The organism is Nonomuraea endophytica (genome assembly GCF_014203235.1).
GTDB lineage: Bacteria > Actinomycetota > Actinomycetes > Streptosporangiales > Streptosporangiaceae > Nonomuraea > Nonomuraea endophytica.
Genome location: NZ_JACHIN010000002.1, coordinates 16,288 through 39,685 on the forward strand (window position 1 = coordinate 16,288; position 23,398 = coordinate 39,685).

Here is a 23,398-nt window from a genome sequence, read left to right on the forward strand (position 1 = left end):
TAGTGTGAGTGCGATTCACGATCTCTCGGCGCTTGACCAGGGGAAAGCGATCAGGAACGGCGAGCTGTCGCCGGTCGAGCTGACCCGTCATTACCTTGATCGAATCGATCGGCTGGACGCCGAGGTGGGCGCGTACGTCACCGTCACGGCGGAGCGGGCGATGGCCCAGGCACGGGCGCTGGAGAAGGCGCTGCCCGACGGCCCGCTGGCCGGCGTCCCGGTGCCCATCAAGGACCTGAATCTGGTCAAGGACGTGCCGATCATGTTCGGATCGGGCTGCTACCAGGGCTTTGTCGCGCCGGTCGACGACACCGTGGTGGAACGGCTGCGCGAAGCCGGCACGGTCATGCTTGGCAAGACCGCTACGCCCGAATTTGGGCTGCCTTGCTACACAGAGACATATTTGTCACCCCCGTCCAGGACGCCGTGGGACCTCACGCGTTCGGCGGGCGGTTCGAGCGGCGGCGCGGCGGCCGCCGTGGCCGCCGGTCTGGCGCCCGTGGCGCAGGGCAGCGACGGCGCGGGCTCGATCAGGATCCCGTCCTCGGTGTGCGGCCTGTTCGGCATCAAGCCGACCCGCGGCCGCATCAGTTTCGCCCCGATCATCCCTGACCTCGCAGGAATGTCGACAAACGGGCCGATCGCCCGGAACGTCGCCGACGCCGCGGCCCTGCTCGACGTGATGGCCCACAACAACCCCGGCGACCTCTACCTCGCCCCGCCGCACGCGGGCACCTTCCTGGAGTGCGCCACCCGGCAGCCCGGACGGCTGCGCATCGCCCGCTACGCCGAGCCCGTGGTGCCGGGCACCGAGGTGGACCCCGAGGTCATGGCGGCCTACGAGGAGGCTTCGAAGACGCTGACCGCGCTGGGGCACGAGGTCGTCGACATCGCGCCGCCGTTCGGGCCGGAGCTGGTGCCGCAGTTCGTGACGCTCTGGTACGCCTTCGCCTGCATGCATCCGGTCGCCGACGACCAGCAGGAGGCGCTCAGGCCGCTGACCAGATGGCTGCGCGAGCGCGGCTTCGCCACCCCGGCGCCCTCCTTCCTCCAGGCACAGTCGGCGCTCCAGCTCGCCACGAGGATCGCGCTGACGGTCACGAACGCCTACGACGCCATCCTCACCCCGACCGTCACCCAGCCGCCCCGGCCCGTCGGCTGGTTCGAGGAGGGCGACGACCCCGAGCTGACGTTCGAGCGGATGAAGCGCTTCGCCGCCTTCCCGGCGATCTACAACGTCTCCGGGCAGCCGGCGGTCAACCTGCCGCTCTACTGGACCGAGGACGCGCTGCCGATCGGGGTCATGCTGGCGGGCCGTACCGGGGAGGAAGGGGTTTTGATCTCCTTGTCGGCCCAGGTCGAGGCTTACCGGGGCGGATTCTGGGGTGATCGTCGGCCCGAGGTCTGGTAAAACCCTGGAACCTTACAGATGGCCGCACAGAGGGCGAGGACGTTACAACCATGGCCATGCGCACCGTTCTCATCCAGACCGACACGGCCGTGGCGGCCGAGCTCAATCCCGGTGAATCCGCCACGTTCGGCCGCGGCGCCGACGACGTCCCCGTGGACATCGTGATCGCCGACCGGGCCGTGTCGCGCATGGCCGGGCGCATCACCGCGGTCGACGACTACTGGCTGATCGCCAACCTCACCACCGACCGCACCTACGTGGTCGAGAACCCCGAGGGCGGCGGCGAGTTCGTCAAGGTGCCGCCGCAGCGGATGGGCATGCCGGTGCCGTTCGAGTTCTCGCGGGTGATCCTTCCCGCCGAGCACGGCACGACCGGCTTCCTCGTCTTCGCCCCCGAGCACGTGTACGGCAAGGCCGCCACCGTGGCCGGATCGGGGGCGACCACGATGGGCGTCTTCCCCCTCGACCGGACCGCCAAGTACTTCCTCATCCTGGTCGCGCTCTGCGAGCCCCGGCTGCGCGACCCGTCCAGCACGGTGGTGCCGACGGTGCCGCAGCTCATCGAGCGGCTGTCGGGACACGGCCTCACCAGGAGCGGAGCCAACTTCCACATCGACTATCTGGCCAGGACGAAGCTCCGGGTGAAGCAGGCCGACGAGGGAGGCAAGGCCGACTGGCAGCGTGCCTCCCTGATCAACCTGGCGCTCCGCTTCAACCTGGTGATCGACACAGATCTACGGCTGCTGCCCTAGCTCTTTCGGTATTCGTTCCGATATTTCATGATCAGGTCCACCCGCTCCTTCGTGAACGAAGGGATGCCCTTGGAGCGCTTCATCGGCTCCACCCCCGACAGGAAGAGCGCGGCAAGGTTGGCCGCCGGGTCGCCCTTGATGTTGGAGATCTGCGGCCCGAGCACGCAGAAGAAGCGGCCCATGGACTGCACGGACAGCTCCACGCTGTACGGCGGGCGCGGCTCGGGCTGGTTGAGACCGTACGGCTGCCAGTGCCGCAGCACTCTGGGGGTCCAGCGGGCGATGCCGAACTCGTCCTTCTCCTTGTCGCTCAGATCGGGGTCGAAGTCGCTCATGACCTTCAGCACCGCCGCGATGAACGCGGGCGAGAGGCCCTTGATGTCGGCGCACCACGTGCCCGCCTCGACGATCACCTGGCGATACTGCTGCGGCACCGGGGCGTCGTCGCGCAGGTCGTTCTGCGGCCCGGCCTCAGCGCTCGCGGTCGTGCCGCCGCCCGTGCCGGGCAGTTGTTCGGGTACGCCGCCACCGCCGCGGGTCAGGATGACGGCCACGACCGCGCCCGCGAGCACCAGGGCCGTGCCGCCCGCCAGCAGCGCCCTGGCCGGTGGCGTGCGTGGCCTGGTCGCCGGTCCCTCGTCGCGCGGCCCGTGATCCTGGAAGTCGGCGGGCAGGTCCGGCTCGGTGCCGCGCAGGGCCGCGTCGAAGTCGGCCACGCTCGGCCAGCGCCGGTCCGGGTCCGGGTCGATGGCCTTCATCACCGCCGCGCTGATCCGCTCGGGCACCTCGGGGCGCAGGCGGTGTGGCGCCAGCCGTACCGCGCCGGAGCCCGGAACCTGGCCCGTCAGCAGGTGATAGGCGAGGGCCCCCAGCCCGTGCACGTCGGCGCGCTCGTCGGGCGCGCCGTCGAGGCGCATCTGCTCGGGCGCCATGTAGCCGGGTGTGCCCGCGGCGATCGTGTGGCTGGTGGCGTCGGCGAGCGCGCGCGCGACGCCGAGGTCGGCCACCATCGCCCGCTCGCCGCCCCCCGTCGCCGTGCGGAACAGCACGTTGGACGGCTTGAGGTCACGATGCACGATGCCCAGTTGGTGGAGCTCGCCGACCCCGCCGGCGATCTCGCCGAGCAGCCGCAGCGTCTCCGGCACGGGCAGAGGTCCGTCCGCGAGGCGTCCGGCGAGTGTCCCCATGTCCGCATAGGTCATGACGAAGTACGGCCGGCCATCCGGAAGCTCGCCGATGTCATGAACCTGGACGATGTGCGGCGAGTCAGCCTGACGGAGAAGCCTGGCCTCCTTGACGAAACGCTCCCGCACCGCGGGCTCCACCGACCAGTTCTCGGCGAGCACCTTGATGGCGACATAAGACTGCAACTGGTCATCACGCGCCAGCCACACCGACGCGAAGGCGCCGGCACCGAGGGCACGCTCAACCGGGTAACGACCGATCGATTCTGGTGTGTCCACAGCAGTTTTGACCTCTTGTGGGGGATCTTGGTTCACGACTCTCTCATATGAGGTCTGGCCGGGCAGCCGAACCGGGATTACGGTCATGGTGTGAGCAGCGCGTGGCAGATCCTCGGCTTCCTCATCGGTGCTTCCCTCGGCATCTTCGTGCTGATCAGCCTGCTGGTCCTGGCGCCGGGTCGCGGCAGCGCCCGCAGGGCGGCGGAAGGGCCGGTCTGGCTCGGCGGGCCGTCCAGAAGTGAGCACGGCGTCAGCACCTCCGACCTGGTGCTGGCCGACCGGGCCGCCCACTGGGCGCAGACGCCGGACGTCGACTGGGTGAGCGCGGCCGAGACCGCGGAACCGGGCAGGAACATCGGCGGAGCGACGGCGGGATGGTGACACGATGCGCGTACTGACCGCGGCCCAGGCCGACGACCTTCGCCAGGCCCTCCTGCTCGCCGAACGCCGCAGCGGGCTGCGCTTCGGCGTCTTCCTCGGCAAACCCGTCGGCGGCCGCCGCCACTTCGCCGAACGCCTGCACGCCGCGCTCGGCGACGACGCCGTCGACGGCGTGATCGTCCTGGTGGACCTGGAGGGCAGGGCCCTGGAGATCGTCACCGGCGAGAGCGCCCGGCTGCGGCTGTCGGACGGGGCCTGCCGGCTGACCGCGATGTCGATGGCGACCGCGTTCAGCGTGGGCGATCTGGTCGGCGGCCTCCTGTACGGCATCGCCGCCCTGGGCGAACAGGCGACCGCCCGCCGCTGACAGTTCCCCGGCCTCCCCTGAAACCCTCCAGGCTGTGCGCCTTCCCGGCCTCTCCTACAAAGGACATGTCAGGAAGTTCCACATAGATACGGGGGAGGAAGTCATGCTGTGGTTCGACGACGGCGTGGGCTGGGGCTGATCCCACGTCCATAGGAGGGTCCGATGGCGGAAAACAGCCTCGCCGGGCTGGTAAGCCCGCAGGCACAGGCGCTTTACGACCGGCTCACCTCCAGCGGGGCGCTGGAACTGGACGTGGACGTCGACGGGGACGCCCCCGAGACCCTCGAACTGCTCTCGATGGGCGTCGCCTTCCGCGGAGGCGAGGGCGACGCCCTGCTCAGACCGGTCGGCATCGCCGCCGCCCTCCGCACGCTCCTCGACCGCGAACACGCCGAACTCACCGGCCGCCAGGCCCGCCTCGCCGCCGGCTGGCGAGCGCTCGCCGCCCGCTGGAGCGCCCACGACGACCACCCCGCCTCGGCGCCGATCAGCGGCGTCCAGGTCATCCCGACGATGGCGGAGGCCGCCGCCAAGGCCGTGGAACTGTACGCCGCCGGGACCCGCCTCGTCCGCGCCGCCTTCACCATCGCCTTCGAGACGGAGCCCACCCCGCACCGCCTCCTCCTCCCGCCCCCGGCCGCGCTGGAGGGCGGCGCCCGCTACCTCGGCCTGTACGACGCCGCCTACAGCAACGTGCCCTGGGGCCGGCGGCTGATGAGCGACTCCGCCGTGGCCGGCGAGACGGTACGCATGCGCAGAGCCATCCCCACCAAAATGATCCTGGTCGACGACGCGATGGCCTTGGTCGCCGCCACCGCGACCGGCCTGCCCGCCCTCCTCGTCACCTCGCCCGACCTGCTGCGGATGCTGGCGGACTGGTTCGACCTCATGTGGCGGGACTCGGTGGACGCCGAAGGCGAGGACATCCCCCTCACCAGGGCCCAGCGCCGGGTGGTGCTGCAGTTGGCGGCGGGCAAGACGGACGAGCAGATCGCGCACGAGACGGGCATCAGCGTCCGCACGGTCCGCCGGCACATCGCGGTGGCCATGAGCGCCCTGGGCGCCGAAACCCGCTTCGCCGCCGGCGTGACCGCCAGCCGTAAGGGCTGGATCTGACCTCTCGCGTACGGCACGCCCCACCCGAGCTCCGGGGCGGGGCACGATCGGAACAGGCGAGCTCCTGGGGCGGGCACGATCGGGACAGGCGGCACAAATCGGGGCATCCCACGACCGAGACAGGGGCCCGCGATGTCCGTACAGGCTTTCGAAAATTGTCGGTGGCAGGAGCTAGTGTTTGGGTATGGGTATTGATGTGAAGTCTCACACCCGCCCGCTGACGACCGCCGAAATCGCCGCCCTCGCCCTCTCCCTCGCGCACCTGGGAGCCGGCCCGCAGGCTGTCACCGCCCGGCGCGGCCTGCGCAACGTCTTCGAGCACCTCGACCTCGACGACGACGTCATCGCCACCACCCTGGCCACGCTCACCGATCCCCTGCCTGCCGACGTGGCCTCCCGCGCCCGCGTCATCGCCGACGCGATCACCAGCCGCCTCATGATCCGCCTGCACTACCAGGACGCCTCCGGCCACGTGACGATCCGTGACGTGGAGCCGGTGACCTGCCTGGTCCACCGGGAATACTGGTACCTCGTGGGAGTGTGCCGGATGCGGCGCGGCATCCGGGCGTTCAGGTTCGACCGGGTGCTGGCCGTCGAACCCACCCTCACCCCGTCCCGCCCCCACCTGGCCGACCGCTTCCTCCCGTTCCAGCGCCGCAAGGTCGCCTGACCGCCGGCCCCGTGCCCCGGCTGCCCGCCAGCCGGGGCACGCCCCATGCCGGGTGGGGAATCTTGGGGGTTGGGTGACCTACTCCGCCCATGGTCGTTGGCGTGGTGGCTGGCAGGCTCGCGCTCATGCGCGTTCGGGGGATCTCGCTCATCACCGCCTTCACGGTCACCATGGCCGCCTGTTCCGGCGTGGAGGCCAACCTCCCGGCATCCGCACACCGGCCCGCGGCCCTGGCCGGGATGCCCGTCATCGCCCGGCATCCCGGCAACACGGTCACCGCAGGCTTCGAGCCGGCACTCCGATGGCCGCCGACAGGCCTGGTATCCGGGTCGCCGGTCGGCCTGGCCGCCGTCCCTCTTGCCGACACGACCGCACCTCTTACCGCCGGCGGGGTGATCGGCCCTGCTGTCTCGCTGGTGGCTGGGCCTCCTGCCGACGCGACCTCCGCCGGGCACGCGCCTGGGCCTCCTGCTTCCGTGTCTCCTGTGGGCGGGTCGGGGAGTCAGGAGGAGGGCGGGCGGCCGTTGCCGGACGGGGTGCGGGGGAAGCTGGACAGGGCGTTGGGGCGGTATCTGGCTTCGCGGCCCGGCCGGGCGGCCGTGGCCGTGTACGACCGGGTGGCGGCCATCCGGTACGCCTACCGGGAGCGCGAGCCGTTCATGCTGGCCAGTGTCGCCAAGGTGGACATCCTCCTGGCGCTCGCGCTGAAGGCGCAGGAGGAGGGGCGGCGGCTGACGAAGCGCGAGCGAAGCGTGGCGAGCAGGATGATCCGGGTCAGCGACAACGACTGCGCCCACGATCTGTACCGGGCGATCGGCGGCCGCGACGGCCTGACCGCTGTGCTGCGCGAGCTGGGGATCCGGCGTACCTGGCCGGAGCACTCCTGGGGCACCACCCGCAGCCGGCCGTCGGACCAGGTGAAGGTGCTCGACCGGCTCACCGATCCGGAGGGTCCGCTGACGGCGGCCAACCGGCGGTTCGTCCTGGAGCTGATGTCGGGTGTGGTGCCCGACCAGGCCTGGGGGGTGAGCGCGGCCGCCGGTGACGGGCAGGTGGCGCTCAAGAACGGCTGGCTCCCCGCCAGCGCCCACGACGGCCTCTGGACGGTCAACAGCGTGGGCCGCCTCCAGACCGGCGGTCACGACCTGCTGCTCGCGGTGCTGTCCGAGCGCAGCCCGGCCATGGGGTACGGCGTGGCCACGGTCGAGGCGGTGGCGCGGATGGTGGTCAAGACGATGACGAAGCCCGCTCCACCCACGACATCCGCTCCACCCACGACATCCATGACATCCCGATAAAGCCGGATAAAACCACCCGGCCGGGGAACGCCACAGCCCCGCCGTACAGGGGAAAACCGCGGACAAGCACAGGTGACCGGCACACTCACCGACTGCCCGAAACGGACGTAACGATCCGATGAAGGTCGGCCGTGTTTACGGCCTGCATGCACCGGCGATTAGTAGCTGGCCGTCAAGTTCGGCACAATGACCGATGTGCGAGTTGGATTGCTTGGGCCCTTCGAGGTCCGGAACCACGATGGGTCCATGGTCGAGGTCCCCGGAATTCGGCTGCGCGCGCTTCTCGCCGCACTCGCCCTCGAACCCGGCCGGATCGTCACCCGGGCCCGGCTCGTGGACTGGATCTGGGGGGAACAACCGCCCGCGGACGAGGTGAACGCCCTGCAGGCGCTGGTGTCCAGGCTGCGCAGGGTGCTGCCGGACGGGGTGATCGAGGCGGACGCTGGCGGCTACCGGCTGGCCGTGCCGCCCGATGCCGTGGACGTGTCCCGGTTCGAGCAGCTGGTCGCGCAGGCCCGTGCCGCCGAGCCGGCCGCGCGGGCGGATCTGCTGCGCTCGGCCCTGGAGTTGTGGCGGGGTGCGGCGCTGGCGGACATCGCGCTGCAGGACAGCGAGGTGTTCGACGCCGTGGTCGCCCGCCTGGACGAGCTCCACGTCGCCGCGCTCGGCGACCGGGTGGACGCCGACATCCGGCTCGGCCGCGGCTCGGAGCTGGTGTCCGAGCTGACCGATCTGGTCGCCACGTACCCGCTGCGGGAGGGGTTCGTGGCCGCCCTCATGCGGGCGCTGGCCGAGGCCGGGCGGGGCAACGAGGCGCTGACCGTGTTCCAGCGCACGCGCGAACGGCTCGCCGACGAGCTGGGCGCCGATCCGTCGGCCGAGCTGTCGGCGCTGCACACGGCGTTGCTGCGGGGCGAGCTGGGCGAGCGGACGGAGAACCGCAGGACGAACCTGCGCGCCGAGCTGACGAGCTTCGTCGGCAAGGACGGCGACGTCGGCGCGGTCGCCGGGCTGTCCATGGGGCACCGGCTGGTCACGCTGACGGGATCGGGCGGCTCCGGCAAGACGAGGCTGGCTACCGAGACCGCGCGGACCATGCTCGGTGAGCTGCCCGATGGCGCGTGGCTGGTCGAGCTGGCCTCGGTGCAGGCGGGCGGTGAGCTGGCGCAGGCCGCCCTCACCGCGCTCGGCCTGCGTGACCAGCCGTTGCTCGGTGGCGCCCGAGGCGGAGAGCCGATGGACCGGCTCCTCACCGCGCTCCGCGAGCGCACGATCCTGCTCATCCTGGACAACTGCGAGCACGTGATCGAGGCGGCCGCGGCCTTCGCCGACCGGCTGCTCGGCGAGTGCCGGCGGCTGCGGATCCTGGCCACCAGCAGAGAGCCGCTCGGCATCACCGGCGAGGTCCTGTGGCAGGTCGAGCCGCTCGCGCTGCCCACGAAGGGCGCCGAGCCCGCCGAGATCGGATCCTCGCCCGCGGTGCGGCTGCTGCGCGACCGCGCGGATCTGGTCCGCAAGGACATCGGCTCCGACCCGGACACCTTGGCGGCCATGGAGCGGATCTGCCGGGCGCTCGACGGGGTGCCGCTGGCGATCGAGCTGGCCGCGGCGCGGCTGCGCACCATGTCCATCGATCAGCTGGCCCGCCGCCTCGACGACCGCTTCCGGCTGCTGACCAGCGGCAGCCGTACCGTACTTCCCCGGCACAAGACGCTGCGCGCGGTCGTCGACTGGAGCTGGGACCTTCTGACCGAGGCCGAGCGGAGCGTGCTGCGGCGGCTCTCGGTGTTCTCCGGCGGCGTGAGCCTGGAAGCGGCGGAACGCGTGTGCCCGGAGGAGGCGCTGGACGGCGAGCTGGTCTTCGACGTGCTGAGCGCGCTGGCCGAGAAGTCGCTGCTGCTCACCGACCACGCCGGCGCGCCGCGCTACCGGATGCTCAACACCATCAGGGAGTACGCCGCCGACCGCCTGGCCGAAGCCGGAGAGAGCGAGTCGGCCCGCCGGGCGCACCTCGCCTACTTCACCGAACTGGCCACGACCGCCGATCCGCACCTGCGCACGATCGCGCAGCTGGAGTGGCTGACCGTGATCACCCCCGAGCACGACAACATCAGTACGGCCCTGCGCGGGGCGATCGCCGAGGGCTGGGCCCAGGAGGCGATGCTGCTGGTCGGGGCCGTGGGCTGGTACTGGTTCCTGGCCGGGCACCGGGCCGAGGGCGCCGAGCTGAGCATCGCCGCGTGCTCCCTGCCGGGTGAGGCCACCGACGAGGTGCGGGCGCTGGCGTACGCCATCGTGACCATGTTCCTGACCTCCGGGGTCGGCCGCGACCAGTATCAGGCGGAGGAGTGGATCCACGAGGCGCACCGGTTCACCCAGCTCAGCGAGTCGCGCCACCCCATTCTCGGCTTCGTCGAGCTGTGGGAGCAGATGCTGCGGGAGCCGTCGGGCGGGTTCCTGCGTTCGCTGGAGCCGCTCATCACCGGCGCCGATCCCTGGGTGCGCGCGCAGGCCAGGCTCACCCGCGGCCGGCTGCGGCTCACGCTCGGCGCCGACGAGACCGACGTGGACACCGACGTCGAGATCTCCCTGGCCGAGTTCCGCGGGCTGGGTGAGCGGATGGGGACCTCGCTGGCGCTGACGTTCATGGCCGATCGGCTCGCCATGCGCGGCGAGTTCACCCGCGCGTGTGAGCACTACGAGGAGGCGGCGACCGCGCTGCGCGACCTGGGCGTGCGGGAGGAGGTGGCCAGCTTGCGGGCGCGGCAGGCCCAGCTGTACTGGCTGCTCGGCGACGAGCGGTCCAGCACGTCCGCGATGGCCGAGGCGGAGCGGAGCGCGAGCGGGATCACCTGGCCGGAGGAGCTGGCCGATCTGGAGATCTCCAAGGCGCAGCTCGCCCGCTGGCGCGGCGAGCCGGACGTGGCCCGCAGGCACCTGGACGCGGTGCGGACGCTGATGGGCGAGGAGGGCCCGAGCCTCCTGACCCGGGTCAAGTCCACGGACCTGCTCGGCTATCTCGCCGAGGATCTGGAGGAGTCGCGGGCGCATCGCCGCGAGGCGTTCGGCGCGGCCGTGGAGGCGACGTATCCGCCGCTGATCGCCGAGGTGCTGATCGGGATCGCGGACCTCGCGCTGCGCCTGGGACAGAACGAGCAGGCGGTGCGGTTGCTCGCGGCCAGCGACGGTGTGCGCGGCACCGGGGACCTATCGCAGCCGGACGCTGCCAGGATCACCGCGGAGACGCGCGATCGCCTCGGTGAAACGGAGTTCACCGAGGCGGTTCTGGCCGGACAGCAGCGGGACTGGCGGGAGCTGGCCGAGGTCACGCTCGCTTCGTGAACGCCGCGCGCGCCCACAGGTAGCCGACCAGCGAGAGGCCCACGCACCAGGCGACCGCCGCGATGGCCGAGCCCGTCGAGGGCGTGCCGGTCAGCAGCCCGCGCAGGGTTTCGATGATCGGGGTGAACGGCTGGTACTCGGCGAACTCCCGCACACCGGGACCCATCTTGTCGGCCGGGACGAACGCGCTGCTCAGGAAGGGAAGAAGCATCAGAGGGACACCGGCGAGGCCCGCGCTCTCCGGGGTCTTCGCGGCGAGCCCGGAGGCCACGGTCAGCCAGCCGATCGCCAGCACCGTCAGCGCGACGATGCCGATCGCGCCGAGCCACTGCGGGAAGCTCGCCGTCGGGCTGAATCCCATGAGCAACGCCACCCCGATGATGATCGCGATGGACACCAGGGTCCGCAACATGATCGCGATCACGTGCGCGTTCAGCACCGCGGCCCGCGACACGTCCATGACCCGCAATCTGTTGATGAATCCGGTCGTCATGTCGGAGTTCACCGCGGTGGCCGTGGGCCGATGCCGTAGCCGATGGTCAAGATGATCAAACCTGGCGTCGCGTAGTCGACGTAGTCGGTGCCGACGCTGAACGAGCCGCCGAAGACATACACCATGAGGAACATCACGAAGACCGGCACGATGATGGCGTTGAACAGCGCCAGCGGGTTGCGCATCGTGTGCCGGAAGTTGCGCCGCATCATGGTCGCGGAGTCCGCGAAAGTGGCTGAGATGGCGTTCATCGGGCGCTGACCTCCTTGTTGCCGTGGCCGGTGAGAGCGAGGAAGACGTCGTCGAGGTCCGGTGTGTGCACCGACAGCTCCTCGACTTCGATGGACTGGGCGTCGAGCCGGTCGAGCAGCGCGCGCAGCGAGCGCACCCCGCCGTCGCCGGGCACCCGCAGGGCCAGCTCGTCGTCGTCCCGCGTGGCGCCGCGCAGGACCTGCGCCGCGACGTCGAGGGCGCGCCGGTCGGCGAACCGCAGCCGGATGTGGCTGCCGGGGATGCGGCGCTTGAGCTCGTCGGCGGTGCCCTCGGCGACCACCCGGCCCTGGTCGAGTACGGCGATGCGGTCGGCGAGCTGGTCGGCCTCTTCGAGGTACTGGGTGGTGAGGAAGATCGTGGTGCCTTCGGCGACCAGCTCCCGGATGATCTCCCACATGGTGCGGCGGCTGCGCGGGTCGAGTCCCGTCGTGGGCTCGTCCAGGAAGATGATCCGCGGCGCGCCGACCAGCGTCATGGCCAGGTCGAGCTTGCGGCGCATGCCGCCGGAGTAGGACACCGCCCGCTTGCCCGCCGCCTCGACCAGGTCGAAGCGCTCGAGCAACTGGGCGGTGACGCGCCTGCCGTCCCGCTTGGGCAGGTGCAGGAGATCCGCCATCATCAGCAGGTTCTCCTCGCCGGTGAGGAGCTCGTCCACCGCGGCGAACTGGCCGGTGACCCCGATCGCCGCGCGCACCGCCTTGGTCTGCGTGGCGATGTCGTGCCCGGCGACGAGCGCCGTCCCGGCGTCGGGGGTCAGCAGCGTGCTCAGCACGTTGACCGTCGTCGTCTTGCCGGCGCCGTTGGGGCCGAGCAGGGCGAAGATCGTGCCGGTTCGGACGTTCAGGTCGATGCCGTCGAGGACGACTTTGTCTTTGTAGGCCTTTCGCAGCCCCTGGGCGGCGATGGCGGAACCGTTCATGACCGCAACGATCGCCGACCGCTCTGATACGGAGCCGTCACCGTCCTGACGCGGCCGCTGACACGGCCCGGGAGGTCAGGAGGTCAGCCGCAGCAGCCGCCTCCGCAGCACCCGCCCCCGCCGCCACCACCGCCGCGCGGAGCGGCGGCGCCGCCGGTCATCGCGACCGTGGACAGCAGTTTGACGGTGTCCTCGTGCCCGTCAGGGCAGGTGGCCGGGTCGTCGGAGGCGGCCATCGGGCGCGACACCTCGAACGTGGAGCCGCATGCGCGGCAGCGGAAGTCGTAACGCGGCATGCTCCTACATTAGGGCGCGTAGGTCACGTGGGCGTAGTCCGCGTGCGGTTCGTAGCCGATCGACTGGTAGATCGCGTTGCTGGTCGGGTTGCCGAGGTCGGTGAAGAGCACGATCTCCTTGGCCCGTTCGTCGAGGCCGGCCCGGCTGGCGTGGGCGGTGACGGCGGCGCCGTACCCGCGACGACGGCAGGACGGCGGCGTGTACACCGGCCCGATGCGGCTGACCCCGCCCTGTGCGGGCGAGAGCGCCGCGAACGACACCGGAGCCCCGTCGGACACCCAGAGGAAGATGTCACCGGCGGCGATCCTGCGCAGCACCCGCTCGGTCATGTCGCCGCGGTCGGCGGAGATGCTGATCTCCTCGCCGAACGCGTGATACCAGCTCACGAGCAACGGCAGATCTCCCGGTACGGCACGCCGCGCCTGCCCCGGCACGTCGGGAAGGGTGAGGCCGCCGAGCCGGTAAAGCCGCTCCTCGACGGTGTGCGCGAGCACCGCCCCGCGGGCGCGGGTGAAGACGGAGACCAGTTCGCGCGGTCCCATCACCTCGGGAATCTCCCGGTCGGCCAGCGCCCCGGCCAGTTCCGCGACGGCCTCGGCGGGCATCACGGCCAGCCCGAGCGGCGCCGGAGGAGTGCGGAAGGCGGCCCCGCGGACCTGCCCGTCCACGCTCCACCACCCGTAGTAGGCCCCATCGGACGGCATGCCGGCGCGGATGCCCGCCATGACCGTGAGCGGCACGGTGTTGCGCAGGGGATCGTCGAGCAGGAAGGCGGTGGCGGCGTCGGGGAAGGCCGCGAGGTCCGCCGTGAAAGACCACATGCCGCGATCCTCGCAGGTCGCGGCATGTGGCCTCAAAGCGGTTTTCGTCAGGCAGCGGCTTCCAGATAGGGCGCCCACTGCGGGTCGCCCACCATGGAGGCGCCGATGAGCCGCCAATGGGCACCGCGCGGAACCGCCGGGGACACGCGCAGCGACCACCCCAGCTCCTCCAGGAACTTGTCGGCCTTGCGATGGTTGCACGGGGTGCAGGAGGCGACGCAGTTCTCCCACGTGTGCGTGCCACCCCGCGAGCGCGGGATGACATGGTCGATCGTCTCGGCCTTCTGACCGCAGTAGGCGCAACGGAAGTCGTCGCGGCGCATGAGTGCGGCCCTGGTCAGGGGGATGCGGGACCGGTAGGGAATACGGACATATCTCCTGAGCCTGATCACCGAAGGCACCTCCAGCGTACGGCTGGCCGAGCGGAGCACCGCTCCCCTGCCGTCACGGTGGACGACGTCCGCCTTCTCCCTCAGCACCAGCACGATGGCGCGGTGCAGCGAGAGCGTGGTCAGTGGCTCATAGGTGGCGTTCAATAGCAGGACCTGGCGCATCACGAGGACTCTCCCCGCTGGGCGCGTATCAAAGGGGACATGCCGTGGCATGTCCCGGCTGGCGGCCCCTCCTGGGGCACTGATGCTTCCGTCACGTGGACCTCCGCCGGACGGCCCGACGGATGGTGTCACCACGGCGCCGCCCTCTGCCCAAGTCTGTCGTCAAAGGCGCACATCCCGCCACCTCTTAACGAACTAGAGGGACGCACGGTGTGTTTTATGCCCGGATCACCTGCGCTTTACGCCCCGCCGGTAGGGTCAAGGCATGTATCCGACCGCACGCCGAGAAGAGCTCGTCGACGATCTGCACGGCACCCCGGTGCCCGACCCCTACCGCTGGCTCGAGGACCCGGACAGCCCGGAGACCCAGGGCTGGCTGCTCGGGCAGGAAGCGCTGTACGAAGAGCAGGTCAAGCCGCAGCGCTTCCGCGAGCGGATCGAGGAGCTCCTGCAGTCGGGTTCGGTCGGCGTCCCGGTCTGGCGCGGCGAGCGGTACTTCTTCTCCCGGCGCATGCCCGGCCAGGAGCACGCGGTCTATTACGTGGTGGATCCCGACGGGACCGAGCGGCCCCTGATCGACCCCATGCGGATCGACCCGTCCGGGCTGACGACGCTCGACGCGGTGCAGCCTGACAAGGAAGGGCGGCTGCTGGCGTACCAGATCTCGGTGGGCGGCGACGAGGAGTCGGTGCTTTACCTCATCGACGTGGCGACGGGCGCGCGGCTGGAGGGGCCGATCGACCGCTGCCGCTACTCCCCCATCGCGTGGCTGCCCGGCGGCGAGGCCTTCTACTACGTGCGCCGCCTGCCGGGCACGGAGGTTCCGGAGAACGAGCGGCAGTTCCATCGCCGCGTCTACCTGCACCGCGTCGGCACCTCCACCGAGGACGACGTGATGATCTTCGGTGCCGGGCTGAAGATGACGAACTACTACGGTGTCTCGGTCTCGCGCGACGGCCGCTGGCTGCAGATCTCCGCCTCAGAGGGTACGGCTCCGCGCAACGACCTCTGGGTGGCCGACCTGACCGCCTCCCCCCTCGACGACCCTGACCTGGTCGTCGTCCAGGAGGGCGTGGACGCGCAGACCGGGCTGCACTTCGGCCGCGACGGCCGCCTGTACGTGCACACCGACCGCGGCGCCCCGCGCGGCCGGATCTGCCTCGCCGACCCCGCCGAGCCACAGGTCTGGCGCGACCTGATCCCGGAGGACGCCGAGGCGGTCCTGTCGGACTTCGCGATCCTCGACGACCTCACCAACCCGGTCATGCTGGTCGGCTGGACCCGGCACGCGATCAGCGAGATCAGCGTGCACCGCCTGGAGGACGGCGAGCGCCTGGGCGAGGTGCCGACGCCGGGGCTGGGCTCGATCGGCGGCATCTCCGAGCGGCCCGAAGGCGGCTACGAGGCGTGGTTCGGCTACACCGACAACACCACCCCGCCCACCATCCAGCGCTACGACGCGCGCACCGGCGAGACCACGCTGTGGGCGGCCTCCCCCGGCGCGGTCGACGTGCCGCCGGTCAAGACCTCGCAGGCCGTCTACACCTCGAAGGACGGCACCGAGGTCCGCATGCTGATCATCGAGCCGGTCGACCGCGACGGCCCACGCCCGACGATTCTCAACGGCTACGGTGGCTTCGGCATCTCCATGACGCCCGGCTACTCGGCCTCGATCCTGACCTGGGTCGAGGCGGGCGGCGTCTACGCCATCGCGAACCTGCGCGGCGGCGGCGAGGAGGGCGAGGACTGGCACCGCGCCGGGATGCTCGGCAACAAGCAGAACGTCTTCGACGACTTCCACGCCGCGGCCGAGCACCTGATCGCCACCGGCGTCACCACCTCCGCGCAGCTCGGCATCTCCGGCGGCTCCAACGGCGGCCTCCTGGTCGGCGCCGCCCTCACCCAGCGGCCGGAGCTCTACGCGGCCGTGGTCTGCTCGGCGCCGCTGCTCGACATGGTGCGTTACGAGCTGTTCGGCCTGGGCGCGACGTGGAACGTGGAGTACGGCTCGGCCAACGACCCCGAGGCGTTCGGCTGGCTGTGGAGCTATTCGCCCTATCACCATGTGCGGGAGGGCGTGCCGTACCCGGCGACGCTGTTCACCGTCTTCCAGTCGGACAGCCGCGTGCACCCGCTGCACGCGTGGAAGATGTGCGCGGCCCTGCAGCACGCCAGCGGCGGCTCGCGGCCGGTGCTGCTGCGCAACGAGACCGAGGTCGGGCATGGCGCGCGTTCGCTGAGCCGCACCATCGACCTGTCGGCCGACACCCTGACGTTCCTGGCGCGGAACACGGGGCTGTGAACCGGCGGCGGCTGGCCGCGTACGCGATGATCGTGCGCGGCGAGGACATTCTGCTCGCCCACTACGTCAACGCGGAGACCCGGCACTGGACGCTGCCGGGCGGCGGCGTCGAGCACGGCGAGGACCCCTACGACGCGGTGGTGCGCGAGGTCGAGGAGGAGACCGGCTACACGGTCGTGCCCGAGGTGCTGATCGGCGTCAACAGCTTCCATCCCCAGCCGGAGTTCCAGGCGGTGCGGCTGTTCTGGGAGGCGCGCGTCGTCGGCGGTGAGCTGCGCTTCGAGGTGGGCGGCAGCACCGACCGGGCGGAGTGGTTCCCGCTGGCCGAGGTGGCGGGGCTGGAGCGCTCGGAGGTCGTGGACCGCGGGCTCGAACTGCTGCGCGCGCGGCCAAAGAGCGGGCACCTATAGTCGGAGTGTGGACGACCTGACGGTGGTCGAGCGGGCCCCCGGGCCCGCGCTGCGGCCGTACGTCATGGGGCTGTACGCCTACCGCGAGCGGTACGCGCAGCCCCACGTCCGCCTGGAACCAGCCCTGCCGGGCGCGGTGCTCATCATCGGGTTCGGCGCGCCCATGCAGGTCGACGGCGGCCGGTTCACCTCCTTCACCGGCGGCCTGACCGACCGCTACACCGTCACCACGACCCAGGCGCCCACCGAGGGCGTGGAGGCGCTCCTCACCCCGTTCGGGGCGCGTCGCCTGTACGGCGTGCCGATGCGCGAGCTGACCAACCTGATCCTCCCGGCCGACGACCTGCTCGCGGGCTGGACCCAACGGCTCGGCCAGGTGGAAGGCTGGCCGGAACGGCTGGCGCTGTTCGAGTCGATGCTGACCACGCGCATCCACGGCGGCCCCGAGCCGCGCGGCGAGGTCGGCTGGGCCTGGGCGCGGCTGCTGGAGTCCGGTGGCTCGGTGAGCGCGGCGGCCCTGTCGGAGGAGCTCGGCTGGAGCCACCGGCATCTGGTCGCCCAGTTCCACGACGAGGTCGGGCTGGCGCCCAAGGCGGCGGCGCGGCTGATCAGGTTCGATCGTGCGCGGCGGATGTTGCGCTCCGGCGTCCCGCCCGCGCGGACCGCGGCGGTGTGCGGCTACTACGACCAGGCGCACATGAACAGGGACTTCCGCCTGCTCTGCGGCGAGACGCCCGGTCATATTTTTCCAAGACCCGCGGCGGCGGCCACGCCAGACTCGGCCCCATGACACGCACTGTTTTCGCGCTCGCGCGCTACGAGGACCCGGCCAAGGCGATCGAATTCCTGGCCGCCGCCTTCGGCTTCACCGCCCACGAGGTCAGCAAGGACGACTCGGGCGCGGTCGTGCACGCCGAGCTGCTGGTCGGGGATGACATGATCATGATCGGCAAGGGGCAGCCGGGCGGGCCGGGCATCTACGTCGCCGTCGACGACCCCGACGCCCACCACGACCACGCCAAGGCGGCGGGCGCCACGATCACCATGGAGCTGGTCGACCAGTCCTACGGCTCCCGCGAGTACGGCTGCGCCGACATCGAGGGCAACACCTGGTTCTTCGGCACCTACCGCCCTTAGGTGTCCTCAGGGGAAGACGATGGTCTTGTGGCCGTCGAGCAGCACCCGCTGCTCCGTGTGCCACTTCACCGCCCTGGCCAGCGCCACGCACTCCACGTCCCGCCCGATCCGCACGAGATCCTGCGGCGTGTTGCTGTGACTGACCCGCGCGACCTCCTGCTCGATGATGGGGCCCTCGTCGAGGTCGGAGGTGACGTAGTGGGCGGTCGCGCCGATCAGCTTGACGCCGCGCGCGTGCGCCTGGTGGTACGGCCTGGCGCCCTTGAACGACGGCAGGAACGAGTGGTGGATGTTGATCGCCCGCCCGGCGAGCTTCTCGCACAGATCCTCCGACAGGACCTGCATGTAGCGGGCCAGCACGACCAGCTCGGCCTGGTAGTGCTCGACCAGCGTGAGCACCTCGGCCTCCTGCCTGGGCTTGGTCTCGGGGGTGACCGGCAGGTGGTGGTAGTCGATGCCGTAGGACTGGGTGAGCGGCCGCAGGTCGGGGTGGTTAGAGGCGACGCCGACGATCTCGATGTCCAGGGCGCCGGAGCGCACCCGGTAGAGCAGGTCGTTCAGGCAGTGGTCGAACTTGCTGACCATGATGAGCACCCGCATCTTGCGCGCCACGTCGCGCAGCGTGAACTCCATGGCGAATTCGGGGGCCAGGGCGGCGAAGGCCGCCCTGAGCTCGTCCTCGGCCAGGGGTGCGGTGAACTGCACCCGCATGAAGAACCGTTCGTCACCGAACTGCTGGCTCTCCTTGATGTTGCAGCCGTGCTCGGCCAGCAGACCCGAGACCGCGGCGACGACGCCGGGCCGGTCGGGGCAGGACAGAGTCAGGACGAATTCGGATGTGCTCATGCCTTCACTCTCGAAGAGGTGGGATCGTAGGGTGCCTTGCGGCTGATCTGGGCAGAGTACATCTCTCCGGCGACATCCACCTGAGCCTTCTCCATCGTGGCATCGCTCACGAAACCGAGCGCGACCGAGGCGCCGAGCGTCGGGCTGTAGGCGGCCGAGGTGACGTAGCCGACGGGCTCGCCGTCGCGCAGCAGCGACTCGCCGCCCCACAGGTGGGCCTCGGGGTCGTCGAGCACGATGGAGACGACGTGGCGGCCCTGGTCGTCCATGGCCCGGTCCGCGCCTCGGTAGCCGCCGGTCTTCTTGCAGGCGAAGCGGAGTCCGGCCGCGGCGGGCGTCACCTCGGGGCCGAGCTCGCGGCCCCACGCGCGGTAGCCCTTCTCGATGCGCATGGCCTCGATGGCGTAGTAGCCGGCCTGGGTGAGGCCGGTCGTGAGCAGGGTCTCGTAGACGGTGACGGCGAACTCGGACGGGACGTACAGCTCCCAGCCCAGCTCACCCACGTAGGTCATCCGGGTGGCGCGCACGGTGGCGTAGCCGAGGTCGACGAGCCGCGAGGTGCCGACGGCGAATGCCGAAAAATCCGCCTTCGACACGCTTTGCAGGATTTCTCGCGATTTAGGGCCCATGACGCTGAAGACGGCGTATGTACCGGTGACGTCCACCAGCACGGCGTGGTGCTCGCCCAGGCCCTTGGAGATGACGTCGAAGTCCCGCGTGCTCTGCGCGGAACCCGTCACGATCAGGTACTCGTCGTGCGCCACCCGCGTCACCGTCAGGTCCGACTCGTAGCCGCCCCGGTCGTTGAGCAGGCCCGTGTAGACGACCCGGCCCACCTCGACGTCCACGTCGGCCGTGCACAGCCACTGCAGCGCCGCCGCCGCGTCCCGGCCCTTGAGCGTGAACTTGCCGAACGACGTCTGGTCGAACAGCGCCGCCTGTGTCCTGCACGCGTGGATCTCCGCGTTCACCTGCGGCTGCCATTCGGGCCTCGCGAAGGTGTACGGCGCCGCCGTGCCGAAATAGTTGGCCCGCTCCCAGCCCATCTTCGAGCCGAAACACGCGCCCGCGGCGGCGAGCAGGTGGTGCACCGGCGAGCGGCGCAGCGGTCTGGCCGTCTCCAGCTCCTTGTTCGGCCAGGACATGGCGTAGTGCAGGCCCAGCGTCTCGGTGACGCGGTCGCGCAGCCAGGTGTCGTTGTCCGCCCAGCGGGCGAAGCGGCGCAGGTCGGCGGGCCACAGGTCGCTGGTCGGCGCGCCGTTCACGATCCACTCGGCCAGCGCCCGGCCAGCGCCGCCCGCCGAGGCGATGCCCGCGGAGTTGAAACCGGCGCCGACGAAGAAGCCGCGCACCTCGGGCGCCGCGCCGAGCAGGAACATGTTGTCCGGCGTGAACGACTCCGGGCCGTTGTAGAACATGCGCACGCCGGTCGTCTCCAGGGCGGGGACGCGGTGGATCGCGTTCTCCATGATGATCGAGAACTGGTCCCAGTCCTCCTCCAGCAGCTGGAACTCGAACGGGTACGGGATGCCGTCCATGCCCCACGGCTTCGCGTCCGGCTCGAACCCGCCCACGACCAGGCCGCCGACCTCCTCCTTGAAGTAGGCATAGCCATCCGGGTCCCGCAGGACGGGCAGATCTGGACGGACGCCTTCGATCTGCTCGGTGACCACGTAGAAGTGCTCGGCGGAGTGCAGCGGGACCGTCACCCCGGCCATGCGCCCGATCTCCTTGGCCCACTGGCCGGCGCAGTTGACGACGTAGTCCGTCTCGATCTCGCCCTCGGAGGTGCTGACCGACTTCACCACGCCGTCCTTGACGGTGACGCCGGTGACGCGGACCCGCTCGACCACCTGCACGCCGCGCCGCTGGGCGCCCCGGGCCAGCGCCTGGGTGAGGTCGGACGGGTTGGCCTTGCCGTCGCCCGGCAGCCAGACGCCGCCCACGACGTCGTCCACTCGCATGACCGGCCACAACTCCTGGGCCTGGGTCGGGGTGATGATCTCGGCGGTCACGCCGTAGTTGCGGGCCTGGGCGGCGGTGCGCCTGAGCTGCGTCATACGTTCGGCGGTGCGGGCGACGCTCACGCTGCCGCACTGCTTCCAGCCGGTGCCGAAGCCGGTCTCCGCCTCAAGCCTCGCGTACAGGTCGGTGCTGTACTGGATCAGCCTCGTCATGCTCTCGGTGCTGCGCAGCTGGCCCACCAGCCCGGCCGCGTGCCAGGTGGTGCCGCAGGACAGCTGCCCCTGCTCCAGCACCACGACGTCGGTCCAGCCGAGCTCGGCCAGGTGATAGGCCACGCTGGCGCCGACGATGCCGCCACCGATGATCACAACCTGCGCGCGGGAGGGCAGCGCCTTCAAGAAATGCTCCTCAACCTGTTGATCCCCGGCCAGCTGCGCACGTTCCGCAGCATGGCGATGAAAGCCTGCTCGGCCGGGCCGAGCAGGCGGTCGCGGCGGTGGGCCAGCACGATCGGGCGCGGCTTCGGCACCGGCGCGACCGCCACCGCCGCCAGCCGCCCGTCGGCGAGCTCCTGCTCCACGCAGTGCTCCGACAGCAGCGAGACGCCCAGCCCGGCCGCGACCGCCTGCTTGATCGTCTCCGGCCCCCATATCTCGGTACGGCCGGCCGCCTCCAGCCCCCACGTCTCCAGCGCCTCTTCCTGGAGTTCCCGGGTGGACGAGCCCGGCTCGCGGATCAGGAACAGCTCGCCGGCCAGCTCGTGCGGCTCCGCCGTACCGGTGGAGGAGAGCTTGTGGCCCGGCTGCGTGATGAGGACGAGGCGATCCTCCAGGATCGGCTCGCTGACCAGCTGTGCGGCGCTCGGTTCGCCCGCCAGCACCGCGACGCCGATCTCACCGTCGACCAGCCCGCGCTCGACCTGCTGCGCGTTGCCGACCTGGATGCCGATCTCGATGCCGGGGTGCCGGTCGCGGAAGGCGGCCAGGAGCGGGGGCAGCAGGTACGTGCCGACCGTGGTGGTGCCGCCCGCCACCAGCGTGCCCGTCTGCAGGCCCGACACCTGGCGGATCGCCGCCACGGCCTCGTCGGCCAGGAGGAAGACGCGCTTGGCGTACTCCAGCATGACCTCGCCCTCGGGCGTCAGCCTGATGCGCGCGCCGCTGCGGTCGATCAGCGTGGTACGAAGCGACTGCTCAAGCTGCCTGACCTGGTGCGACACCGATGGCTGGCTCAGGTAGAGCTTCTGCGCGGCCGCCGAGAAGCCGCCGCATTCGACCACGGTCATGAAGATCCAGAGCCGGTGCAGGTTGAGCTGCATCGTCGTTAACCCCTAGCTGCCTCGATGGACTCCCGGAGCGCGTCCTCCAGCTGCTCCAGCCGGTGCCAGGGGATCTCCCCCATCGTGCAGATCCGGAAGAAATCTCGCGAAAGCTGCCCTTGACCAGCGTAGATAACGTACCCACGCTTTTTGAGCTCGTCGTGAAGGGATTCGTACGTCACGCTTTCCGGCAGGTGAAGCATCGTCACCGTGTTGGACCGGAATTGTTCATCAACCAGGATCCGCAGCCCGAGGCGCTCGAACTGCCCCCGCACCAGCGCCGCCCGCTCCCGGTACAGCTTCGTCCTGGCCGCGAACCCGCCCGCCTCCTCGTACTCCTTGATCGCCTCGTCCAGCGCGTAGCAGACCTGGACCGCCGGGGTGAACGGCACGTCACCCTTGCGCTGCCCCTTGAGGTAGCTGGCCGCGTTCAGGTAGAGGCTGCGCTCAGGCACTTCCTGGATGCGTTCGATCGACCGCTCGCTGCACAGGATGAACGACATGCCCGGCTGCCCATGGAGCCCCTTGTTGGCGGTGCCGCAGACGACGTCCGCCTTGACCTCCGACAGGTCCTGATCCTCGATCGCGGTGCCGGAGATGGCGTCGATCACGAACAACGCCCCGTGGGCCGCCACGACCTCGCCGATCTCCTTGACCGGGTTGATCAGGCCGGTGGTGGTCTCGTGGTGCACACAGACGACGGCATCGACGTGCGGGTACTCCGCGAGCGCCGCCTCGACCGCCCCGGGATCGGCCGGAACCGTCCACTCACTCCTGACCTCGTGGAACGGGATGCCGTGCGCCTTGGCGATCCTGATCATCCGGTCACCGTAGACGCCGTTGTTCACGATGATCACGCCGCGGTCCGGGCGGACGGAGCTGATGACCGCCATCTCCATCGCCGCCGTCCCCGACCCGGTGACCAGGAGCGCTTCGTGGGTGCCGCCGAGGTTCAGGGAACGGGGCAGCGCCTCCCGGATCCTGAACAGCAGCTCGGTGAACTCCGGCTCGCGATGGCACAGATCGCCGCGCAGCAGGGCGTCCTTGACCCGCTTCGAGGTACAGGCCGGACCGGGATTCAACAGAATGAGCTCTTCGTCCATCATCCACTCGATCTTGGGAAGGTATCGGGCATTACGGACGCTACTTGGCCAGCTCACCGTAGTGACAGCCGCCTTTCCCTATACCCCCCATAACCCTTTCCCCCTTGCCCACCCCACCCCGGCCTCCCCACGCCCGACCTCGCCACCGGAGCAACAGCGC

At 70.5% G+C, this 23,398-nt stretch carries 23 protein-coding genes; 12 read left to right on the forward strand and 11 right to left on the reverse strand.

All coding sequences use genetic code 11. From position 1 onward, the window contains the following. The first annotated feature begins 4 nt into the window (after nt 1–4). Both HNR40_RS08115 and HNR40_RS08120 read left to right on the forward strand, forming a co-directional pair. Nucleotides 5–1,411: an amidase gene (locus HNR40_RS08115; RefSeq protein ID WP_184959556.1), complete on the forward strand. Its 1,407-nt coding sequence runs from the start codon at nt 5–7 to the stop codon at nt 1,409–1,411. A 56-nt stretch (nt 1,412–1,467) separates the two neighbouring features. Continuing rightward, nucleotides 1,468–2,163: an FHA domain-containing protein gene (locus tag HNR40_RS08120; RefSeq protein ID WP_184959558.1), complete on the forward strand. Its 696-nt coding sequence runs from the start codon at nt 1,468–1,470 to the stop codon at nt 2,161–2,163. Here the strand turns inward: HNR40_RS08120 and HNR40_RS08125 are convergent. Next, nucleotides 2,160–3,713 (reverse strand): serine/threonine-protein kinase, encoded by a 1,554-nt coding sequence (locus tag HNR40_RS08125; protein WP_281395104.1) that lies wholly within the window; start codon nt 3,711–3,713, stop codon nt 2,160–2,162. The two genes, HNR40_RS08120 and HNR40_RS08125, sit on opposite strands and share 4 nt — an antisense overlap. Before the next feature lie 3 nt (nt 3,714–3,716). On the opposite strand from HNR40_RS08125, the gene HNR40_RS08130 reads away from it, so the two are divergent. The 6 genes from HNR40_RS08130 to HNR40_RS08155 all read left to right on the forward strand — a co-directional run bounded on the left by HNR40_RS08130 (nt 3,717) and on the right by HNR40_RS08155 (nt 10,800). Continuing rightward, the gene (locus tag HNR40_RS08130; protein ID WP_184959562.1) at nt 3,717–4,007 is read left to right on the forward strand and encodes a hypothetical protein; all 291 of its coding nucleotides are present in this window, start codon (nt 3,717–3,719) and stop codon (nt 4,005–4,007) included. A gap of 4 nt (nt 4,008–4,011) precedes the next feature. After that, a complete protein-coding gene (locus HNR40_RS08135; RefSeq protein WP_184959564.1) occupies nt 4,012–4,374 on the forward strand; it encodes a TPM domain-containing protein in 363 nt (120 codons plus the stop codon). Nucleotides 4,375–4,536: 162 nt separating this feature from the next. Next, nucleotides 4,537–5,490 carry a response regulator transcription factor gene (locus HNR40_RS08140; protein WP_184959566.1) on the forward strand — a complete coding sequence of 318 codons (954 nt, stop codon included), beginning with the start codon at nt 4,537–4,539 and terminating at the stop codon, nt 5,488–5,490. 196 nt (nt 5,491–5,686) lie between these two features. Beyond that, nucleotides 5,687–6,160 carry a helix-turn-helix transcriptional regulator gene (locus HNR40_RS08145; protein ID WP_312896236.1) on the forward strand — a complete coding sequence of 158 codons (474 nt, stop codon included), beginning with the start codon at nt 5,687–5,689 and terminating at the stop codon, nt 6,158–6,160. A 125-nt stretch (nt 6,161–6,285) separates the two neighbouring features. Next, nucleotides 6,286–7,458 (forward strand): serine hydrolase, encoded by a 1,173-nt coding sequence (locus tag HNR40_RS08150; RefSeq protein WP_184959571.1) that lies wholly within the window; start codon nt 6,286–6,288, stop codon nt 7,456–7,458. A 246-nt stretch (nt 7,459–7,704) separates the two neighbouring features. Continuing rightward, complete coding sequence (locus HNR40_RS08155; RefSeq protein ID WP_246508765.1) at nt 7,705–10,800, forward strand: AfsR/SARP family transcriptional regulator; 3,096 nt, start codon at nt 7,705–7,707, stop codon at nt 10,798–10,800. Here the strand turns inward: HNR40_RS08155 and HNR40_RS08160 are convergent. From HNR40_RS08160 to HNR40_RS08180, 6 genes are all read right to left on the reverse strand, one after another. After that, nucleotides 10,784–11,293, reverse strand: a complete 510-nt coding sequence (locus tag HNR40_RS08160; RefSeq protein ID WP_221340166.1) for an ABC transporter permease — start codon at nt 11,291–11,293, stop codon at nt 10,784–10,786. The genes HNR40_RS08155 and HNR40_RS08160 overlap by 17 nt on opposite strands. 8 nt (nt 11,294–11,301) lie before the next feature. Next, nucleotides 11,302–11,544 carry a hypothetical protein gene (locus HNR40_RS53505; protein WP_221340167.1) on the reverse strand — a complete coding sequence of 81 codons (243 nt, stop codon included), beginning with the start codon at nt 11,542–11,544 and terminating at the stop codon, nt 11,302–11,304. Further along, nucleotides 11,541–12,485: an ATP-binding cassette domain-containing protein gene (locus HNR40_RS08165; RefSeq protein WP_184959576.1), complete on the reverse strand. Its 945-nt coding sequence runs from the start codon at nt 12,483–12,485 to the stop codon at nt 11,541–11,543. The genes HNR40_RS53505 and HNR40_RS08165 overlap by 4 nt, the downstream gene beginning before the upstream one ends. An 83-nt stretch (nt 12,486–12,568) precedes the next feature. Continuing rightward, a complete protein-coding gene (locus HNR40_RS08170) occupies nt 12,569–12,781 on the reverse strand; it encodes an FmdB family zinc ribbon protein (protein WP_184959578.1) in 213 nt (70 codons plus the stop codon). A 9-nt stretch (nt 12,782–12,790) separates the two neighbouring features. After that, nucleotides 12,791–13,603 (reverse strand): GNAT family N-acetyltransferase, encoded by an 813-nt coding sequence (locus HNR40_RS08175; RefSeq protein ID WP_184959582.1) that lies wholly within the window; start codon nt 13,601–13,603, stop codon nt 12,791–12,793. A 47-nt stretch (nt 13,604–13,650) separates the two neighbouring features. Next, complete coding sequence (locus tag HNR40_RS08180) at nt 13,651–14,157, reverse strand: HNH endonuclease (RefSeq protein ID WP_184959584.1); 507 nt, start codon at nt 14,155–14,157, stop codon at nt 13,651–13,653. A 265-nt stretch (nt 14,158–14,422) separates the two neighbouring features. Here HNR40_RS08180 and HNR40_RS08185 point away from each other — a divergent pair, with 265 nt between their 5' ends. Genes HNR40_RS08185 through HNR40_RS08200 form a run of 4 tightly spaced genes read left to right on the forward strand, consistent with a single transcriptional unit; the run spans nt 14,423 to nt 18,006 of the window. After that, on the forward strand, nt 14,423–16,459 hold the full coding sequence (locus HNR40_RS08185; protein WP_184959587.1) for a prolyl oligopeptidase family serine peptidase: 2,037 nt from the start codon (nt 14,423–14,425) through the stop codon (nt 16,457–16,459). Beyond that, nucleotides 16,456–16,869, forward strand: a complete 414-nt coding sequence (locus HNR40_RS08190) for an NUDIX hydrolase (protein ID WP_312896237.1) — start codon at nt 16,456–16,458, stop codon at nt 16,867–16,869. The genes HNR40_RS08185 and HNR40_RS08190 overlap by 4 nt, the downstream gene beginning before the upstream one ends. Before the next feature lie 7 nt (nt 16,870–16,876). Further along, nucleotides 16,877–17,659 carry an AraC family transcriptional regulator gene (locus tag HNR40_RS08195; RefSeq protein ID WP_184959589.1) on the forward strand — a complete coding sequence of 261 codons (783 nt, stop codon included), beginning with the start codon at nt 16,877–16,879 and terminating at the stop codon, nt 17,657–17,659. Further along, nucleotides 17,656–18,006, forward strand: coding sequence for a VOC family protein (locus HNR40_RS08200; RefSeq protein ID WP_184959592.1), 351 nt, complete (start codon nt 17,656–17,658; stop codon nt 18,004–18,006). The genes HNR40_RS08195 and HNR40_RS08200 overlap by 4 nt, the downstream gene beginning before the upstream one ends. Before the next feature lie 6 nt (nt 18,007–18,012). Here the strand turns inward: HNR40_RS08200 and purU are convergent, their stop codons facing one another. From purU to HNR40_RS08220, 4 genes are read right to left on the reverse strand one after another with little or no spacing between them, the layout of a single operon-like run. Beyond that, nucleotides 18,013–18,852, reverse strand: coding sequence for a formyltetrahydrofolate deformylase (gene purU, locus HNR40_RS08205; protein ID WP_184959595.1), 840 nt, complete (start codon nt 18,850–18,852; stop codon nt 18,013–18,015). Next, nucleotides 18,849–21,215, reverse strand: coding sequence for a GcvT family protein (locus HNR40_RS08210; protein ID WP_221340168.1), 2,367 nt, complete (start codon nt 21,213–21,215; stop codon nt 18,849–18,851). Before HNR40_RS08210 ends, purU begins: the two co-directional genes overlap by 4 nt. Next, nucleotides 21,212–22,135, reverse strand: a complete 924-nt coding sequence (locus HNR40_RS08215) for a LysR family transcriptional regulator (protein ID WP_184959597.1) — start codon at nt 22,133–22,135, stop codon at nt 21,212–21,214. The genes HNR40_RS08210 and HNR40_RS08215 overlap by 4 nt, the downstream gene beginning before the upstream one ends. 5 nt (nt 22,136–22,140) lie before the next feature. Next, nucleotides 22,141–23,241, reverse strand: coding sequence for a pyridoxal-phosphate-dependent aminotransferase family protein (locus HNR40_RS08220; protein ID WP_184959599.1), 1,101 nt, complete (start codon nt 23,239–23,241; stop codon nt 22,141–22,143). Nucleotides 23,242–23,398 lie beyond the last annotated feature (157 nt).

Bases quoted from the DNA above. Each gene is read 5' to 3' on its own strand.
- HNR40_RS08165 (WP_184959576.1), bottom strand. From the start codon at position 12,485: ATGAACGGTTCCGCCATCGCCGCCCAGGGGCTGCGAAAGGCCTACAAA.
- HNR40_RS08220 (WP_184959599.1), bottom strand. From the start codon at position 23,241: ATGATGGACGAAGAGCTCATTCTGTTGAATCCCGGTCCGGCCTGTACC.
- HNR40_RS08140 (WP_184959566.1), top strand. From the start codon at position 4,537: ATGGCGGAAAACAGCCTCGCCGGGCTGGTAAGCCCGCAGGCACAGGCG.
- HNR40_RS08135 (WP_184959564.1), top strand. From the start codon at position 4,012: ATGCGCGTACTGACCGCGGCCCAGGCCGACGACCTTCGCCAGGCCCTC.
- HNR40_RS08120 (WP_184959558.1), top strand. From the start codon at position 1,468: ATGCGCACCGTTCTCATCCAGACCGACACGGCCGTGGCGGCCGAGCTC.
- HNR40_RS08185 (WP_184959587.1), top strand. From the start codon at position 14,423: ATGTATCCGACCGCACGCCGAGAAGAGCTCGTCGACGATCTGCACGGC.
- HNR40_RS08170 (WP_184959578.1), bottom strand. From the start codon at position 12,781: ATGCCGCGTTACGACTTCCGCTGCCGCGCATGCGGCTCCACGTTCGAG.
- HNR40_RS08215 (WP_184959597.1), bottom strand. From the start codon at position 22,135: ATGCAGCTCAACCTGCACCGGCTCTGGATCTTCATGACCGTGGTCGAA.
- HNR40_RS08200 (WP_184959592.1), top strand. From the start codon at position 17,656: ATGACACGCACTGTTTTCGCGCTCGCGCGCTACGAGGACCCGGCCAAG.
- HNR40_RS08155 (WP_246508765.1), top strand. From the start codon at position 7,705: ATGGTCGAGGTCCCCGGAATTCGGCTGCGCGCGCTTCTCGCCGCACTC.
- purU (WP_184959595.1), bottom strand. From the start codon at position 18,852: ATGAGCACATCCGAATTCGTCCTGACTCTGTCCTGCCCCGACCGGCCC.
- HNR40_RS08150 (WP_184959571.1), top strand. From the start codon at position 6,286: ATGCGCGTTCGGGGGATCTCGCTCATCACCGCCTTCACGGTCACCATG.
- HNR40_RS08180 (WP_184959584.1), bottom strand. From the start codon at position 14,157: ATGCGCCAGGTCCTGCTATTGAACGCCACCTATGAGCCACTGACCACG.
- HNR40_RS08160 (WP_221340166.1), bottom strand. From the start codon at position 11,293: ATGACGACCGGATTCATCAACAGATTGCGGGTCATGGACGTGTCGCGG.
- HNR40_RS08125 (WP_281395104.1), bottom strand. From the start codon at position 3,713: ATGACCGTAATCCCGGTTCGGCTGCCCGGCCAGACCTCATATGAGAGA.
- HNR40_RS08175 (WP_184959582.1), bottom strand. From the start codon at position 13,603: ATGTGGTCTTTCACGGCGGACCTCGCGGCCTTCCCCGACGCCGCCACC.
- HNR40_RS53505 (WP_221340167.1), bottom strand. From the start codon at position 11,544: ATGAACGCCATCTCAGCCACTTTCGCGGACTCCGCGACCATGATGCGG.